Source organism: Sulfitobacter sp. 1A12056, from assembly GCF_043558125.1.
Lineage (GTDB): Bacteria > Pseudomonadota > Alphaproteobacteria > Rhodobacterales > Rhodobacteraceae > Sulfitobacter > Sulfitobacter faviae.
On the sequence record NZ_JBIFFY010000002.1, the window covers coordinates 502,353 to 517,037 of the forward strand.

Consider the following 14,685-nt stretch of genomic DNA (forward strand, 5'->3'; position numbering starts at 1 on the left):
CGGGCAACCAAGGGGGGACTTCACGTGAAACTATTTTATTCTCCAACCTCGCCCTATGTCCGCAAGGTCATGGTGCTGCTGCATGAGACCGGCCAGCTTGACGATGTCGCGCTGGAGCCGACATCGGGCACGCCGCTGGCCCCGGCGGAGGGCTTTGCCGCGCGCAACCCGCTGACCAAAGTGCCCGCGCTGGAGCGGCCAGACGGCTGTACGCTGTACGACAGCCGGGTGATCTGCGCCTATTTGGATGACCGCGCCGGGGCGGGGCTTTACCCCCAAGGCACAAGCAGGTGGGACACTTTGACGCTGGAGGCCACGGCGGATGGGATGCTCGATGCTGCGCTCGCCATGGTCTATGAGGGCAAGCTGCGCCCCGAAGATAAACGCATGTCGGAATGGGTCGAAGGCCAGTGGGGCAAGGTCGATCGGGCCTGTAAGACGCTTAACAATCAATGGGCTGCACATTTGGCCGGGCCTTTGGACATGGGGCAAATCGCGCTTGGCTGCGCCTTGGGATATATCGATTTTCGCCATGCTGCGCGGGATTGGCGGGCCGGAAACCCCGATCTGGCGGCATGGTTCGATGCCTTTGATTCGCGCCCCGCGATGACCCATACCGCGCCGCCGCAGTAAGCGCGCCGTAATGATATTGCCACAATCGCGGTATTTTTGCCGCGTTGTGGCGCGGTTGATCCAAGATGCGCGGCTTTGACATCTGGACGGGCGCGGTCCATCCCGGTAGATAGCGGCGAGAAGTCAGGTGGCAAGGTGACGCCACCCCTATGTCTGTCGGCCAAAGTCGGCCAAGAATTGGAGTAAACCCGTGTCCCAAGCAGAAGAACACGCAGGCACCCGGAGGGATTTCCTGTATTACGCGACAGCCGGTACAGGTGCCGTCGCCGTTGGTGCCGCCGTCTGGCCGCTGGTCAACCAGATGAACCCCTCTGCCGACGTAAAGGCGCTGTCGTCCATCCGTGTGGACGTGTCCGGCGTCGAAGTCGGGACGCAGCTGACCGTGAAATGGCTGGGCAAGCCCGTGTTCATTCGCCGCCGCACCGAGGCCGAGATCGAAGAAGCAAGCGCTGTTGACGTGTCCAGCCTGCCTGACCCCATCGCGCAGAACGCCAACCTGGGCGGCGACGTGCCCGCCACGGATGCCAACCGCGCCTTGGACGAAAGCGGCGAGTGGCTGGTTCAGATGGGCGTTTGCACACACCTCGGCTGCGTGCCCTTGGGTGATGCTGGCGACTTTGGCGGCTGGTTCTGCCCCTGCCACGGGTCGCACTACGATACCGCGGGCCGCATCCGTAAAGGGCCGGCTCCGCGCAACTTGCCGGTGCCTGTCGCCGAATTCGTGGACGAGTCCACGATCAAACTGGGTTAAGGGAGCGGAAGAGAGATGTCTGGAATTCCTCACGACCATTACGAGCCGAATTCGAACGGCGAAAAGTGGCTGCACCGCCGCCTTCCCATCGTTGGCCTGTTGTACGACACATTGATGATCCCCACGCCCAAGAACCTGAACTGGATGTGGATCTGGGGCATCGTGCTGACTTTCTGTCTGGCACTGCAGATCATCACCGGCATCGTTCTGGTGATGCACTACACGCCGCATGTCGATCTGGCCTTCTCGTCGGTTGAGCACATCATGCGCAACGTGAACGGCGGCTATATGATCCGCTATCTGCATATGAACGGCGCGTCGCTGTTCTTTATCGCGGTCTATGCGCATATTTTCCGTGGTCTCTACTATGGCTCCTATAAAGCCCCGCGTGAGATCACATGGATCATCGGCATGTTGATCTATCTGCTGATGATGGCCACCGGCTTTATGGGCTACGTTCTGCCTTGGGGTCAGATGTCCTTCTGGGGCGCGACCGTGATTACCGGCCTCTTTGGCGCGGTGCCCTTCGTCGGTGAAACACTGCAGACATTCCTGCTGGGTGGACCTGCCGTTGATAACGCGACGCTGAACCGCTTCTTCTCGTTGCACTATCTGCTGCCCTTCGTAATTGCGGGCCTTGTGGTTCTCCACATCTGGGCCTTCCACACGACCGGCAATAACAACCCCACCGGGGTCGAAGTGCGCCGCACCTCGAAGGAAGACGCCAAGAAAGACACGCTGCCGTTCTGGCCCTACTTCGTGATCAAGGACTTGTTCGCGCTGGCCGTGATCCTGACGCTGTTCTTCGCGGTTGTTGGCTTCATGCCGAACTATCTGGGCCACCCGGACAACTACATCGAAGCCAACGCTCTGGCGACGCCTGCACACATCGTGCCGGAATGGTACTTCCTGCCTTTCTACGCGATCCTGCGGGCCTTCACCTCTGAGGTTTGGGTTGTGCAGATCGCGTCCTTCGTGACCGGTGGCATCATCGACGCCAAGTTCTTCGGCGTGCTGGCGATGTTCGGTGCGATTGCCGTGATGGCGCTGGTGCCATGGCTGGACACATCCTCTGTACGTTCGGGCCGGTATCGTCCGATGTTCAAATGGTGGTTCGCTCTGCTGGTGATCGACTTCTTCGCCCTGATGTGGCTGGGTGCGATGCCCGCAGAAGAGCCCTATGCGAGCTTCTCACTGATCGCTTCGGCCTATTGGTTCGCCTACTTCCTCGTGATCCTGCCCCTCTTGGGCGTGATCGAGAAGCCGCTGGCGCAGCCTGAAACCATCGAAGCCGACTTTGACGCGCATTACGCGCCGAAGGCAGGCGGCACCAAGACGCTTGTGAACCCGGCGGAATAAGGATCATGACCATGATGAAGACCAACCTCCTTTCTGCCGTGGTAACTCTGGGCCTTGCCCTGCCGGGGACGGCGGTGCTGGCGCAGGACACAGCGACAGAAGAAGAACTGCTAACAACTCCGGCGGAAACGCCGGAGGCCGAAGCCGAAACCGCGCCTGCTGAAGCGCCAGCGGCGGAAGAGGCACCTGCTGAAACTGACGCGCCCGCAGCCGAACCCGAGGTCGACGCGGCCCCGGCTGACGAACCCGCGGTTGAGGCAGCCCCTGCTGAGGACACCGCAACCGAAGAGGCACCTGCTGCCGAGGCTCCGGTTGATGACGCACCAACTGAAGAGGCGACAACCGAAGAAGCTCCGGCTGAAACGGCGCCTGCCGAGGAAGCACCAGTAGCGGAAGAGGCCCCGGCCGAAGAAACCGCCACTGAGGATGCTGCCACCGAGGAAGCGCCCGAAGAGGTTTCTGCCGAAGACGCCGAAGAAGCGCCTGCCGAGGAAGTCGAAGCCACGGACGAAGCGCAATCGACAGCCGAGGAAAACGCTGAAAACGAAGTGATCGCCGAAGACGATGTTGCCGGTCAGGCGCATAGTGATGACCCCAACGTGGGTGTCATGGAAGCGGAAGACCACGGCGAGGAAACTGCCGCTGAAGATCACGCCGGTGACGACGATCAGGGTGACGATTCCCACGCCACACCGCATATCGACAACATCGATTTCTCTTTCGATGGTCCGTTCGGCGGTTACGACGTAAACCAGCTCCAGCGCGGTCTGCAGATCTACACCGAGGTTTGCGCGGCCTGCCACGGTCTGGAGTATGTCGCGATGCGGACATTGTCGGACGAAACCGGTCCGAACATGCCCGAAGAGCAGGTGATCGAATACGCCAAAGGCTATGACGTCTATGACGCCGAGCTGGACGACACCCGCCCCGGCACCCCGGTTGACCACTTCCCCGGCTCCAACCTGCCGAACGCACCTGACCTCTCGCTGATGGCCAAGAAACGCGCCGCGTTCCACGGCCCCTACGGTTTGGGCATCAACCAGTTCCTCAAAGGGATCGGCGGGCCGGAGTATATCACCGCACTTCTGGCCGGCTACACAGGCGAAGAGAAAGAGCAAGCGGGCACGGTTCTTTATGAGAACACTGTCTTCCCGGGCGGCTGGATCGCCATGGCGCCCCCGTTGTCGGATGAGCTGGTCGAGTTCGCGGATGAGCATGCCAACGACGTGCAGCACATGGCCGAAGATGTCTCTGCCTTCCTGATGTGGACCGCCGAGCCCAAGCTGGGCGCGCGCAAGCAGGCTGGCTTTGCCGGGGTCGTGCTGCTGGGTCTGCTGTCGGTGCTGCTGTACCTGACCAACAAAAAGCTCTGGGCACCGGTCAAGAACCGTCGCAAGGACGGCTGATCGGGCCACGGCTTTTGGAAATGAGAAGGGCGCCGGGAAACCGGCGCCCTTTTTTGTGGCCATGCGTTATGATGGCGGCCATTGGACCTAGAACCTCTCAACAGGTTCCGCCCGGTGGCACAGCGGGCATCGCCCTCCCCCCCCCCCCGGAGGGCGATTTGGCGAGGTTTCATGATGCGGAGTCGTTTCGAGTACGGCAGCCATTCCGACCGCAGTCTCGTTCCATCGCCCCCCAGGGAGGGCAATGCCCTCCGCGCTGCAGAGCAGCCGTTTTCAGGCGGTCAGCTGATTGCCTGAAATCCCGGTGATCTCGGCCTGCACGATCTCCCCCTCAACCTGCGGCGAGGCAAAGCTCACCTCGGTGAACTGCGCCGTGCGGCCCATGTGGGGGTTCTCCATCAACACGTCATGTGTGCGCCCGACCTGCGCCTCCAGATGCCGTTGCACCTGCCGCTCGCCAGCCGCCCGCAACCGTGCGGCACGCTCCTTGATCGCCGCACCATTCACCGCGGGCATCCGCGCCGCAGGGGTGCCGGGACGGGCGGAGTAGGGGAAGACATGCAGCCATGTCAGGTCGCATTCCTCGACCAGTTTCAGCGAGTTCTCGAACATCGCCTCGGTCTCGGTCGGGAAGCCAGCGATGATGTCCGCACCGAAGGTCATGTCGGGGCGCAACGCGCGGGCCTCTTGGGCAAAGCGGATCGCATCGTCGCGCAGGTGCCTGCGCTTCATGCGCTTGAGGATCATGTCGTCGCCATGCTGCAGCGACAGGTGCAGATGCGGCATCAAACGCGGCTCGGTGGCGATGGCCTGCATCAGGTTCTCGTCCACCTCGATCGAATCGATCGAGGAAATCCGCAGACGCGGCAGGTCGGGTACCAGCTTCAGGATGCGCATCACCAAGTCGCCGAGCTTCGGCGTCGCCGGCAAATCGGCGCCCCAAGAGGTCAGATCGACCCCGGTCAGCACAACCTCGTTAAAGCCCTTGTCTACCAGCCGCTTGATCTGGTCCACCACCACGCCCGCGGGCACCGAGCGCGAATTGCCACGGCCGTAAGGAATGATGCAGAAGGTACAGCGGTGATCGCAGCCGTTCTGGACCTGCACATAGGCGCGGCTGCGGGTGCCGAACCCGTCGATCAGATGGCCCGCGGTTTCGGTCACCGACATGATGTCGTCGACCTGTACGGTCTCAGTCTCGCCGATGAAATCGGCGGCCATGCCCTGCCATGTCGCACCCTGCATCTTCTCGGTGTTGCCGATCACGGCATCGACCTCAGGCATGGCGTTAAAGGTCTCGGGCTCGGTCTGGGCCGCGCAGCCGGTCACGATCAGCCGCGCCCCGGGATGTGCCTTGCGCAGCTTGCGGATGTCCTGACGGGCCTTGCGGACCGCCTCGGCCGTGACCGCGCAGGTATTGACCACCACGGCGTTCTCAAGGCCCGCCTGTTCGGCGAGTTCTTTCATCGCCTCGGTCTCATAGGCGTTGAGGCGGCAGCCCATGGTGCTGAAAATCGGGGCGCTCATGTCAGACTCTCCAGAAATGCGGGGGTGAGGGTGCCGGAAAAGACATGCATCGTCGGCCCGGTCATCCAGACGCCATCCTCGCGCCAGTCGATATGCAGCGTGCCCCCGTCGAGGTCGATGCGCACGGCGCGGCCCGTGAGGCCCCGGCGCGCGGCGGCTACGGCGGTGGCGCAGGAGGAGGAACCCGAGGCCAGCGTTACGCCGACGCCACGCTCCCAGACGCGCATGCGGATATGGTCCGGCCCGACGATCTGCGCGACCTGCACGTTGGTGCGCTCAGGGTAGAGCGGGTCATGCTCGGCGCGGGGGCCGAGGTCGGAGAGGTTCACGGCCTCGGCATCCGCGACGAAGAAGGTGCAATGCGGGTTGCCCATGCCGGTCGCTGTCGGATCGCCGTCGATCGGCAGGTGCAGCGTGTCCATCTCGCGCGCCAGCGGCACCTCGTCCCACTTTAGCTGCGGGTGGCTCATGTTGACGGAGGTCAGGCCACCCCCGGCGTCTTTCGCTGCCAGATCGCCGCGTGCTGTAGTCAGATGCAGCGAATCGCGGCCTGTGTCGTCCATCAGATAGCGCGCGATGCAGCGGGTGGCGTTGCCGCAGGCGGCAGAAAGGGAGCCGTCGCTGTTGTAAAAGGTCAAATGCGCGTCGCCCGTCCCGCGCGTGATCACCGCAAGCTGATCGAATCCCACGCCAAATTGCCGGTGCCCGATGGCCTGTGCCATCGCCGGGGTCACTTCGATTCCTTCCGCGCGTGCATCGAACACGACGAAATCATTGCCAAGCCCATGCATCTTCATGAAGGGCAATCCGGGGGTCTGATCGCTGTACATTCGGCGCATATAACCCCGGCATGAAAACTAATCCAGCATCTCGCAAGATTTTCGTAATTAAGGGCTTGACCCTGCCGCCCGTAATTTCTAGTTACCCGCCTAGTGGGCCGTTAGCTCAGTTGGTAGAGCAACTGACTTTTAATCAGTAGGTCGATGGTTCGAACCCATCACGGCTCACCACTCACCCCCTCCTTAAATGGTTATGGATCAGGTGTTTGGTGCCGCCCCCCAGGCGGTTTCGCCTATTCCTGACCGCGCAGCCGGGCCGAGCGTCGGCGCAGGGCTTCCAGCACAAAAAGCATCGTCGCCGAGAGCACCACCAGCAGCGTCGCCACCGCCAGAATCGTCGGGTTGATCTGCTCGCGCAGGCCCGAGAACATCTGCCGTGGAATCGTGCGCTGCTCTGGCCCTGCAAGGAAGAGCACCAGCACCACCTCGTCGAAGGAGGTCACGAAGGCAAAAAGCCCGCCCGAGATCACGCCGGGGCGGATGAGCGGAATCACCACGTCCCAGAACACCTTGATCGGAGAGGCACCGAGGCTCAGCCCCGCAACGAAGAGAGAGCGGTCAAAGCCGCTGAGTGTGGCGGTGACGGTGATGATCACGAAGGGCACGCCAAGTGCGGCATGGGCGATGATGAGGCCAGTGAATGTGCCTACGAGGTTGAACTGGGTGTAGAAGAAGAACATGCCCGCCGCGATGATGATCAGCGGCACGATCATCGGCGAAAGCAGCAGCGCTGTGATCACCCGTTTGAACGGCATCCATGGCGAGGCGAGGCCCACCGCCGCCAGCGTGCCGAGCACCGTGGCGATGCTGGCCGCCGCGATGCCCACGAGAAAGGAGTTGCGGATCGCGATTCGCCATTTCTGGTCGTCCACGATCTCTTGATACCAGCGCGTCGAATAGGCGTCGGGGTCGAGCGACAGCATGCCTTGCGTGAAGGTAAAGAACGGCTCGGCGTTGAACGACAACGGCATGATCACGAGGATCGGCAGCATCAGGAAGATGAGCACCAGCGCGGCCATGACGCGCAGGCCGTAATGCCCTGCCTTGTGCCAGATCGTGTAATAGTCGGGCAATGGGCTCATGACGTCATCCTAGCTTGAGGTTGTCGGTGCCGACGAAACGGTCGAACAGCCAGTAGAGAACGAGGATCAGGATTAGCAGGAGCGAACCCAAGGCCGCCGCCAGCTCCCAGTTGTTGGACACCTGCATGTGGAAGGCGATGATGTTGGAGATCATCTGCCCATCGGTGCCGCCAACCAGCGCGGGGGTGATGTAGTAGCCCACCGAGATGATGAAGACCAAGAGCGCCCCCGCAGAAAGGCCCGGCAGGCTCATCGGTAGGTAGATCTTGTACCACGCGCCGATGGGGTTCGACCCCATCGAGATCGCCGCGCGCATGAAGCTCGAATCGATCCCGCGCATCACCGCGTAGAGCGGCAGCACCATGAAGGGCAGCAGGATGTGGGTCATGGCGAGGATGGTGGAGAATTCGTTGTAGAGCAGCTCGATCGGCTCATCGATCAGCCCCGCCCAGATGAGGGAGGAGTTCACCACGCCCCCGGCCTGCAGCAGCGCGATCCAGGCGGTGGTGCGCACCAGCAGCGAGGTCCAAAAGGGCAGCAGGACAAAGACCATCAGGAAGTTCGCCGTCGCGGGGCTGGCCTGCGACATGTAGAAAGCCAGCGGATAGCCCAGCAGCATCGTCAGCCCGGTGATGATCAGCGCCATCTTCAGCGTCTTGGTGTAGAGCTGTTTGTAGATCTGTGTGTCGCGTTGGACGATGTCCCCTTCGGAGTCGTATTCCATATCGACAGCGGTGAGGTAGTAGCTCGACGTATAGACTTGCCCGGCGCTGCGGATCGCGCGCCAAGTGGCGGGCTTGGCCCAACGGTCGTTCTTTTCCAGCAGCATCTCGGCGCCATTGGCGGCAAGCTCGGCGTCCTCGGCGCGGCGCAGGCCCCGGGCGGTGGATTTGATGACGCTCGACATGCCCGGCAGGGCGCGGTTGATCTCATCGGCGAACCTGCCGGAGGTGCGGTTGTTTGCCATGCGCTTCATGTCGATGGCCATCTGGGTGATGACCGCCGTGTCGGGCAGGCTTTCGCCCTCCCAGTCTTCGAGCATCTCCAGCGTTTCGGGCACCAGTTCGGCCACGGTGGGGTTGTAGACGCTGCGGAACAGCATCGTGGTGATCGGTGCGACAAAGGCGAAAAGGATGAAGAGCAGCAGCGGCACCACGAAAAGAAACGCCTGCAGGCGGCGTCTGCGCATTTGGCGACGGGCGTTGGCGGCGTCTTGGGAAGTGAGACTGGACACGCGGTTACTCATCTATAGGGGTTGGGTGCCCCGCGCCCGGTCAGGCGCGGGGCGGGGGGCTTATTGCAGCAGCCATTCGTTGAACTTCTCGCCCAACGTCTCGCCATAGTCGGCCCAGAAGATGCCATCGGCTTTGACACCTTCGTCAAGATGCGCGGTGGGCAGGTCTTGTTTCACGTCCTCGGGCAGCAGCGCTTGGGCAGAGGCGCGGGTCGGGCCATAGGCCACGTCCTGCATGCCCGAGAGCGGCACGGTGCCAGTGGCGAATTTGATGAACTCCATCGCCTCTTCTTTCTTCTCTGTGCCTTTCATGATGGCCCAAACGTCGAGGTCATAGATGTGGCTGTCCCAGACGATCTCGAAGGGCGCGCCATCGTCCTTGATCGCGGCGAAGATGCGGCCATTGGCGGATTGCACCATGGTCGCCCCGCCGTCGTTCAGCAGCACGGGGGCCTGCGACCAGCTGTCGTACCAAGTGATGTCGTCCTTGATGGTGTCGAGCTTGGCAAAGGCGCGTTTCTGCCCCTCTTCGGTGGCCAACACCTCATAGACCTCTTCCGGGGCGACGCCATCGGCCAGCAACGCCCATTCCATGTTGACCTGAGGCCGCTTGCGCAAACCGCGTTTGCCGGGGAACGCCTCGGTGTCAAAGAAGTCTTCGATGGTTTTGGGGCCTTCGCCGTTCTCGGTGTTCACGGCGAAGACGACGGACCAGACGATATTGCCCACGCCGCATTCATTGGCCAGCGCGTCATCGATGAAGTCATCCGCCGCCGGGGTGCCATCGTCGCCATCGGGCAGAACCGATTGGTCGATCACTTCCAGATAGCCCTCGGCACAGGCGCGTTCGAGGTCGATCACTTCGATGTCGACGACATCCCACAGGATGTTGCCCGCCTCGACCTGCGCCTTCATCTCGGCCACGCCGCCGCCGTAGTCTTCGAACAGGATGTTGGTGCCGGATTTATCCATATAGGGTTGGATCATATGTTCCATCTGTGCGGCGCCATAGGCCCCGCCAAAGGACGTCACCGTCAGATCCTCGGCCAAGGCGGGGCTGGCGATCAGCGCCGCGGTGGCCAGATAACTCAGATGCTTCTTCATCGGTCTCTCCTTGTCATGTCCAGGTTTTATGCGGGGCCCCGGTTTGCCCCCGGTCGCCCTTAATTGGCAAAGGCGATGCAGTCTTTCGTCAGGGACAACAGCTGCGCCGTCGCGCCCTCTTCGAACTCGGGCGCGGACAGGTCGTTGAGCACTTTGACGATAATGTCGGTGCCGTCCGGCAGGCGGAAATAATAGCGGATGAAATCGCCCACATAGATGCGCGTGACGAAAGTCGCCGTCAGCGCGTTGTCATGGGCATGGGTTGTGGGGTGAATGAACAGTTTCTCGGGACGGATCGAGACGCGGCATTGCGCGCCTTCGGTCAGCCCTTCGGAAGTTTGCGTGGTGATCGTGCCGGTATCGGTCTCGACCTTGGCGACATCGCCCTCGATCCGGGTGACGCGGCCCTGCACGAAGTTGTTCTCGCCGATGAACTCGGCCACGAAGGCATTCACCGGGCGCTCGTACAATTCCGCGGGCGGGGCGCATTGCTGCACCACACCGTCGTTGAAGACGGCGATCCGGTCGGACATCGACAGCGCTTCGGTCTGGTCGTGGGTCACGTAGATGACGGTAAAGCCGATCTGCTTGTGCAGGCGAGTGATCTCGAATTGCATCTGCTCGCGCAGGTTCTTGTCGAGCGCGCCCAGAGGTTCGTCCATCAGGATGAGCGTCGGCTGGAAGATCATCGCGCGGGCCAGCGCCACGCGCTGCCGTTGCCCGCCCGAAAGTTGCCCGGGGCGACGGTCGCCAAAGGCCGAAAGCTCGACCAGCGACAGATACTCGGCCACACGCTCTTTGATATCCGCCTTGGGCATTTTCCGCACGCTCAGCGGATAGGCGAGGTTTTCGGCCACGGTCATATGCGGGAACAGCGCGTAGTTCTGGAACACCATGCCGATGTTGCGCTTGTTCGGCGCGGTCTTGTTGATCGACCGGCCATTGATCGCGATATCGCCTGAGGTGACGCTCTCAAACCCCGCCAGCATCATCAATACGGTGGTCTTGCCCGAGCCCGAGGGGCCAAGAAGGGTGATGAACTCCCCCTCCTGCACATCCATGTCGAAGCCTTTGACGACGAGATTTTCCTGATCGTAGCTCTTCTTGACGTTATCGAAACGCAGAAAAGTCTCTGCTTTGGTGTCTTTCATTGTGTCGCGGCTCTCCCTGTCGCTGGGGGGAGTTAAACAGGTGCGATGATTCTAAACAATATGTTGCACCATTTAAGAGAATCGCGCCCTTCCCGGCGCTTATCGCATGGGCATTTAGCCCCCGGTGATGGCAAGATCGGCGGCTTTCGCCACGTTCGGCGAGAAATCGGTGATAGAGCACCTATGTAGAAAGCTGACCACGCGGGCAGACTGTCCGGCAGGCGAAACCGATCAAAAGGAGAGGCACCGATGGGCAAGCGTATCGCAATCGTAGGGGGCGGCTATCTGGGGGCCGAACTGGCCAAGGCGATGGACCAGATCGCCGAGGTGACCTTGATCGAGCCGCGCAGCCATTTCGTACATGCCTCCGCGATGATCCGCGCCGTGGTGCAGCCCAGTTTGGTTGAGGAATCGCTGATCCCATATGACCGGTTGCTGAAACGGGGCCGCGTTGTTGCGGCGCGGGCGACTGGTGTCGATGGCGAGGGTGTCACGCTGGAGGACGGCACGCGGGTCGAGGCGGATTACATCGTCGTCGCCACCGGCTCGGACTATGCGACGCCGTTCAAGCCCAAGGGCGCAGATATCGACGGGCTGCGGGCCGCGAACCAAGAGACGCGTGAGAAATTGCTCGCGGCCAAGACGGTGGGCATCATCGGTGCGGGTGCTGTCGGGGTCGAACTTGCCGGTGAGATCGCCCATGCCATGCCCGACAAGAAGATCACCCTGATCACGAAAGACGACAAGCTTTTCGCAGGAAAGCCCGACAGCCTCGGCGCGTCGCTGGGCAGGAAGCTGAAACGCGCCGGGGTGGAACTGATCCTCGGCAAGAAGGCCGAAGGGCTCGCCTCCATGACAGAGCCGCATGCGGGCAGCCTCACCCTCGATGGCGGGGCGGCGCGGAGTTTCGATCTGATCTTCCCCGTTTTGGGCGCGCGCGCCGCCTCTGAATTGTTGAAGAACCTGCCGGGGGCCGAGGTCACCGCCGCGGAGCGGATCAAGACCGACGGCTATCTGCGCCCCTCGACCTTGCCCAATGTCTTTGCCGCGGGGGATGTGGCAGACCCCGGGGACAATATGACCATCGTCGCGGTCAGCCGGCAGTTGCCTTGGCTGAGAAAGACCCTCACCGGGCTGATCACGGGCCGCAAGCTGGCGGATATGAAAACCTATCGCCCTTGGGGCGCGGAGGCACCGATTCTGCTGCCTTTGGGGCCGGTGCGCGGCAATAGCTTTTTGATGCTCTTCACCGCGGGCGATTGGGTGACGCAAAAGATGAAGGGTGCGCATCTCTTTGTATCGAAGTACCAAAAGCTGCTGAACAGGCATTAACCGCAGCCGGGGGTGGGGCGCTCTATACCTTAGAATAGGGCGCTTATCCCGACGTCAGCAGGCATTGCGCGGCGAGATGTGTGAAGGTTGAGGCAAGTCAACTCAGGAGCACAAGCCATGTCCATTCAGTTCAGCAACAGTTTCGACGCCGCACAAGCCGTTACCGAAATCACCCCGATCACCGCCTGCGTCAGCATGGGCAAATACGCGACCGCGCAGGGGGAGCTTATCTGGCAAAGGGGTGAGATCGCCTGCGTGCGTTCCGACTCGGCGATGTTCGTCGGCAAACGCATTTAAGCATTCACGTCATATTAAGTCTCTCACCACTAGGGTGACCCTTGGGGCGTGATTAAAGTGTAAGGCGGGGCGTAATGAACTGGAATGCAATCGTTATCGACGATTCTGAAATCGCGCGACAGTTCATCCAAGCGTCCCTCGCCGAGGTCGGGTTTTCCTGCGTGGCAGATTATGGCTGCCCCGCCCAAGCTCTGGTCGCGCTGACGCAGAAGCGGATCGCGACGGATGTGATCATCACAGATTTCATGATGCCCGCGATGGATGGGCTTGAGTTCTGTAGCCATGTCAGGGGCTTGCCGTTCTATCGGGGCATACCGGTCGTCATGATCTCGACCCGGAAAGACGCCGATCTGCTGCGCCGCGCTTTGGCGGCGGGGGCAAGCGATTGTTTGAAAAAGCCTTTCAGCCTGGCCGAGCTTGCTACGCGGCTACAGCTTTGCCTGCAAAACGCGGGTGTCCGCGCCCAATAGGGCCGTGCGTGACCGGCGGGTCGCAGCGCCCCGAAGGGATGGTGCGTCGGGGCCGTTTAAGGCCTGATCTTTAGTCAATCATCTGTCGGGGAATATGGTGCCCAGGAGAGGCATTGAACTAACGTATCATCTAGTGTCAGCCCGTTTCACTAAATCTCCAAACCGCTGTTTTTACTGTGTTTGGTTGTATCATCCTGTTTCATCCGGTCCCATGCTATGCTACATATAGGGGTGGATTGAGAGGGGGATAGGAATTTGGCGGCATTGAACAAGCTTTCTTCGGCTAAGGTCAGAACCGCCTCTCCCGGCAAGTACTCAGACGGGGGAGGGCTTTGGCTGGTAAAGCGCGAAGATGGCGGCGCTCAGTGGGTGCTGCGTGTTACTGTTCATGGGCGACGGCGTGAGATGGGTATCGGCAACCTTCAGGCTGTTTCCTTGAAAGAAGCGAGAGCGGCGGCAGAGAAGTGGCGGGCGGTGGTCCGAGAGGGCAAAGACCCGATTAAAGAGCGTGACCGGCAGCGGCGCTTGGCAGAGAGGCAAGATCACACGCTGGCCTCTGTTGCTCAAGAGGCGTTCGAAGCTCGTAAGTCGCAGCTGAAGGGTGACGGCAAGGCTGGTCGCTGGTTTTCACCGCTTGAGCTGCATGTGCTCCCTAAAATCGGTAAGGTTCCCGTCGAGGAAATCGACCAGCAGGATATCAAGAACGCACTAGAACCCATCTGGCATGAGAAGGCGGACACAGCCCGCAAAGCAATGAACCGCTTGAACATCACGCTAGAACATGCGGCGGCGATGGGCCTCAATGTGGATCTTCAGGCAATCATGAAGGCGAAAGCGCTGCTGGGGAAGTCGCGTCACAAGGCGAAGAACATTCCCTACATGCCTTGGCCAGAGGTGCCAGCCTTCTACAAAAGCCTTGCTGAGCAGACGCCCACCCATCTTGCATTGCGCTTGCTGATCCTAACAACGGTTCGGTCATATGGAGTTCGCTTTTGTCATTTGGATCAAATTGAAGGCGACGTATGGACCGTACCCGAAGATAACATGAAAGGGCAGGTGGGTGCTGTAACCGATTTTCGAGTGCCGCTATCGAAAGAGGCTCTCGCCGTAATAGAACTGGCGAAGCCGCTGGCGCGGGATGGATACCTGTTCCCCGGTGCTCGGAAAGGAGTAATTTCGGATGCAGCGATGAGCCGCCATATGGAGCGGCAGGGGTTGGAGGCTCGTCCGCATGGGTTCCGATCAAGCTTCAAGACTTGGTGCGAAGAAACCACCGACGTACCCGAAGTGGTTGTTGAAACGTCATTGGCGCATGTCGATGGCAACAAGGTCAAGCGGTCCTACCGCCGTACTGACCTGCTGGAGCGCCGCCGTCCGCTAATGTCGCGCTGGGCGGACCAAGTTACCGGCAAGAACGCCAGCAAGGTGATTAAAATTGCCTGATTCCCGTATCTTAAATCTTGTAGAAACCAAGTGCCGGTATGAATGGCATCATTCATT

Annotated in this window: 14 protein-coding genes and 1 tRNA gene; 9 read left to right on the forward strand and 6 right to left on the reverse strand. The window is 61.0% G+C overall.

Translation table 11 applies throughout. From position 1 onward, the window contains the following. Positions 1-24: 24 nt before the first annotated feature. The 4 genes from ACGYLD_RS06770 to ACGYLD_RS06785 all read left to right on the forward strand — a co-directional run bounded on the left by ACGYLD_RS06770 (position 25) and on the right by ACGYLD_RS06785 (position 4,149). On the forward strand, positions 25-633 hold the full coding sequence (locus ACGYLD_RS06770) for a glutathione S-transferase (RefSeq protein ID WP_271688722.1): 609 nt from the start codon (positions 25-27) through the stop codon (positions 631-633). Between the two features lie 190 nt (positions 634-823). Beyond that, entirely contained in the window at positions 824-1,384 is a 561-nt protein-coding gene (gene petA / locus ACGYLD_RS06775; protein WP_271688723.1) for a ubiquinol-cytochrome c reductase iron-sulfur subunit, read from the forward strand. A 15-nt stretch (positions 1,385-1,399) separates the two neighbouring features. Then, positions 1,400-2,743: a cytochrome b gene (gene petB, locus ACGYLD_RS06780; RefSeq protein WP_067265773.1), complete on the forward strand. Its 1,344-nt coding sequence runs from the start codon at positions 1,400-1,402 to the stop codon at positions 2,741-2,743. Positions 2,744-2,754: 11 nt separating this feature from the next. Continuing rightward, entirely contained in the window at positions 2,755-4,149 is a 1,395-nt protein-coding gene (locus ACGYLD_RS06785; RefSeq protein ID WP_271688724.1) for a cytochrome c1, read from the forward strand. Between the two features lie 273 nt (positions 4,150-4,422). Here the strand turns inward: ACGYLD_RS06785 and mtaB are convergent, their stop codons facing one another. Together mtaB and dapF are read right to left on the reverse strand one after the other, a co-directional pair. Then, complete coding sequence (gene mtaB, locus ACGYLD_RS06790; RefSeq protein ID WP_394401771.1) at positions 4,423-5,676, reverse strand: tRNA (N(6)-L-threonylcarbamoyladenosine(37)-C(2))-methylthiotransferase MtaB; 1,254 nt, start codon at positions 5,674-5,676, stop codon at positions 4,423-4,425. Continuing rightward, positions 5,673-6,506, reverse strand: coding sequence for a diaminopimelate epimerase (gene dapF, locus ACGYLD_RS06795; protein ID WP_271693771.1), 834 nt, complete (start codon positions 6,504-6,506; stop codon positions 5,673-5,675). The genes mtaB and dapF overlap by 4 nt, the downstream gene beginning before the upstream one ends. A gap of 104 nt (positions 6,507-6,610) precedes the next feature. Here dapF and ACGYLD_RS06800 point away from each other — a divergent pair. Further along, positions 6,611-6,686: transfer RNA gene (locus ACGYLD_RS06800), tRNA-Lys, on the forward strand. Between the two features lie 62 nt (positions 6,687-6,748). Here ACGYLD_RS06800 and ACGYLD_RS06805 read toward each other — a convergent pair. The 4 genes from ACGYLD_RS06805 to ACGYLD_RS06820 are packed head-to-tail and all read right to left on the reverse strand — an operon-like array spanning position 6,749 to position 11,086. Continuing rightward, on the reverse strand, positions 6,749-7,597 hold the full coding sequence (locus ACGYLD_RS06805; RefSeq protein WP_120349888.1) for an ABC transporter permease: 849 nt from the start codon (positions 7,595-7,597) through the stop codon (positions 6,749-6,751). Positions 7,598-7,601: 4 nt separating this feature from the next. Further along, positions 7,602-8,831 carry an ABC transporter permease gene (locus ACGYLD_RS06810; protein WP_271692765.1) on the reverse strand — a complete coding sequence of 410 codons (1,230 nt, stop codon included), beginning with the start codon at positions 8,829-8,831 and terminating at the stop codon, positions 7,602-7,604. 60 nt (positions 8,832-8,891) lie between these two features. After that, the gene (locus tag ACGYLD_RS06815; protein WP_067265759.1) at positions 8,892-9,935 is read right to left on the reverse strand and encodes an ABC transporter substrate-binding protein; all 1,044 of its coding nucleotides are present in this window, start codon (positions 9,933-9,935) and stop codon (positions 8,892-8,894) included. Between the two features lie 59 nt (positions 9,936-9,994). After that, positions 9,995-11,086 (reverse strand): ABC transporter ATP-binding protein, encoded by a 1,092-nt coding sequence (locus ACGYLD_RS06820; protein WP_271692766.1) that lies wholly within the window; start codon positions 11,084-11,086, stop codon positions 9,995-9,997. A gap of 249 nt (positions 11,087-11,335) precedes the next feature. Between ACGYLD_RS06820 and ACGYLD_RS06825 the strand changes: the two genes are divergently transcribed. The 4 genes from ACGYLD_RS06825 to ACGYLD_RS06840 all read left to right on the forward strand — a co-directional run bounded on the left by ACGYLD_RS06825 (position 11,336) and on the right by ACGYLD_RS06840 (position 14,628). Then, positions 11,336-12,418, forward strand: coding sequence for an NAD(P)/FAD-dependent oxidoreductase (locus ACGYLD_RS06825; protein ID WP_271692768.1), 1,083 nt, complete (start codon positions 11,336-11,338; stop codon positions 12,416-12,418). Between the two features lie 117 nt (positions 12,419-12,535). After that, entirely contained in the window at positions 12,536-12,715 is a 180-nt protein-coding gene (locus ACGYLD_RS06830; protein WP_168613435.1) for a hypothetical protein, read from the forward strand. A gap of 74 nt (positions 12,716-12,789) precedes the next feature. Next, complete coding sequence (locus tag ACGYLD_RS06835; RefSeq protein ID WP_271692770.1) at positions 12,790-13,185, forward strand: PleD family two-component system response regulator; 396 nt, start codon at positions 12,790-12,792, stop codon at positions 13,183-13,185. A 255-nt stretch (positions 13,186-13,440) separates the two neighbouring features. Next, complete coding sequence (locus ACGYLD_RS06840; RefSeq protein WP_394401777.1) at positions 13,441-14,628, forward strand: tyrosine-type recombinase/integrase; 1,188 nt, start codon at positions 13,441-13,443, stop codon at positions 14,626-14,628. Positions 14,629-14,685 lie beyond the last annotated feature (57 nt).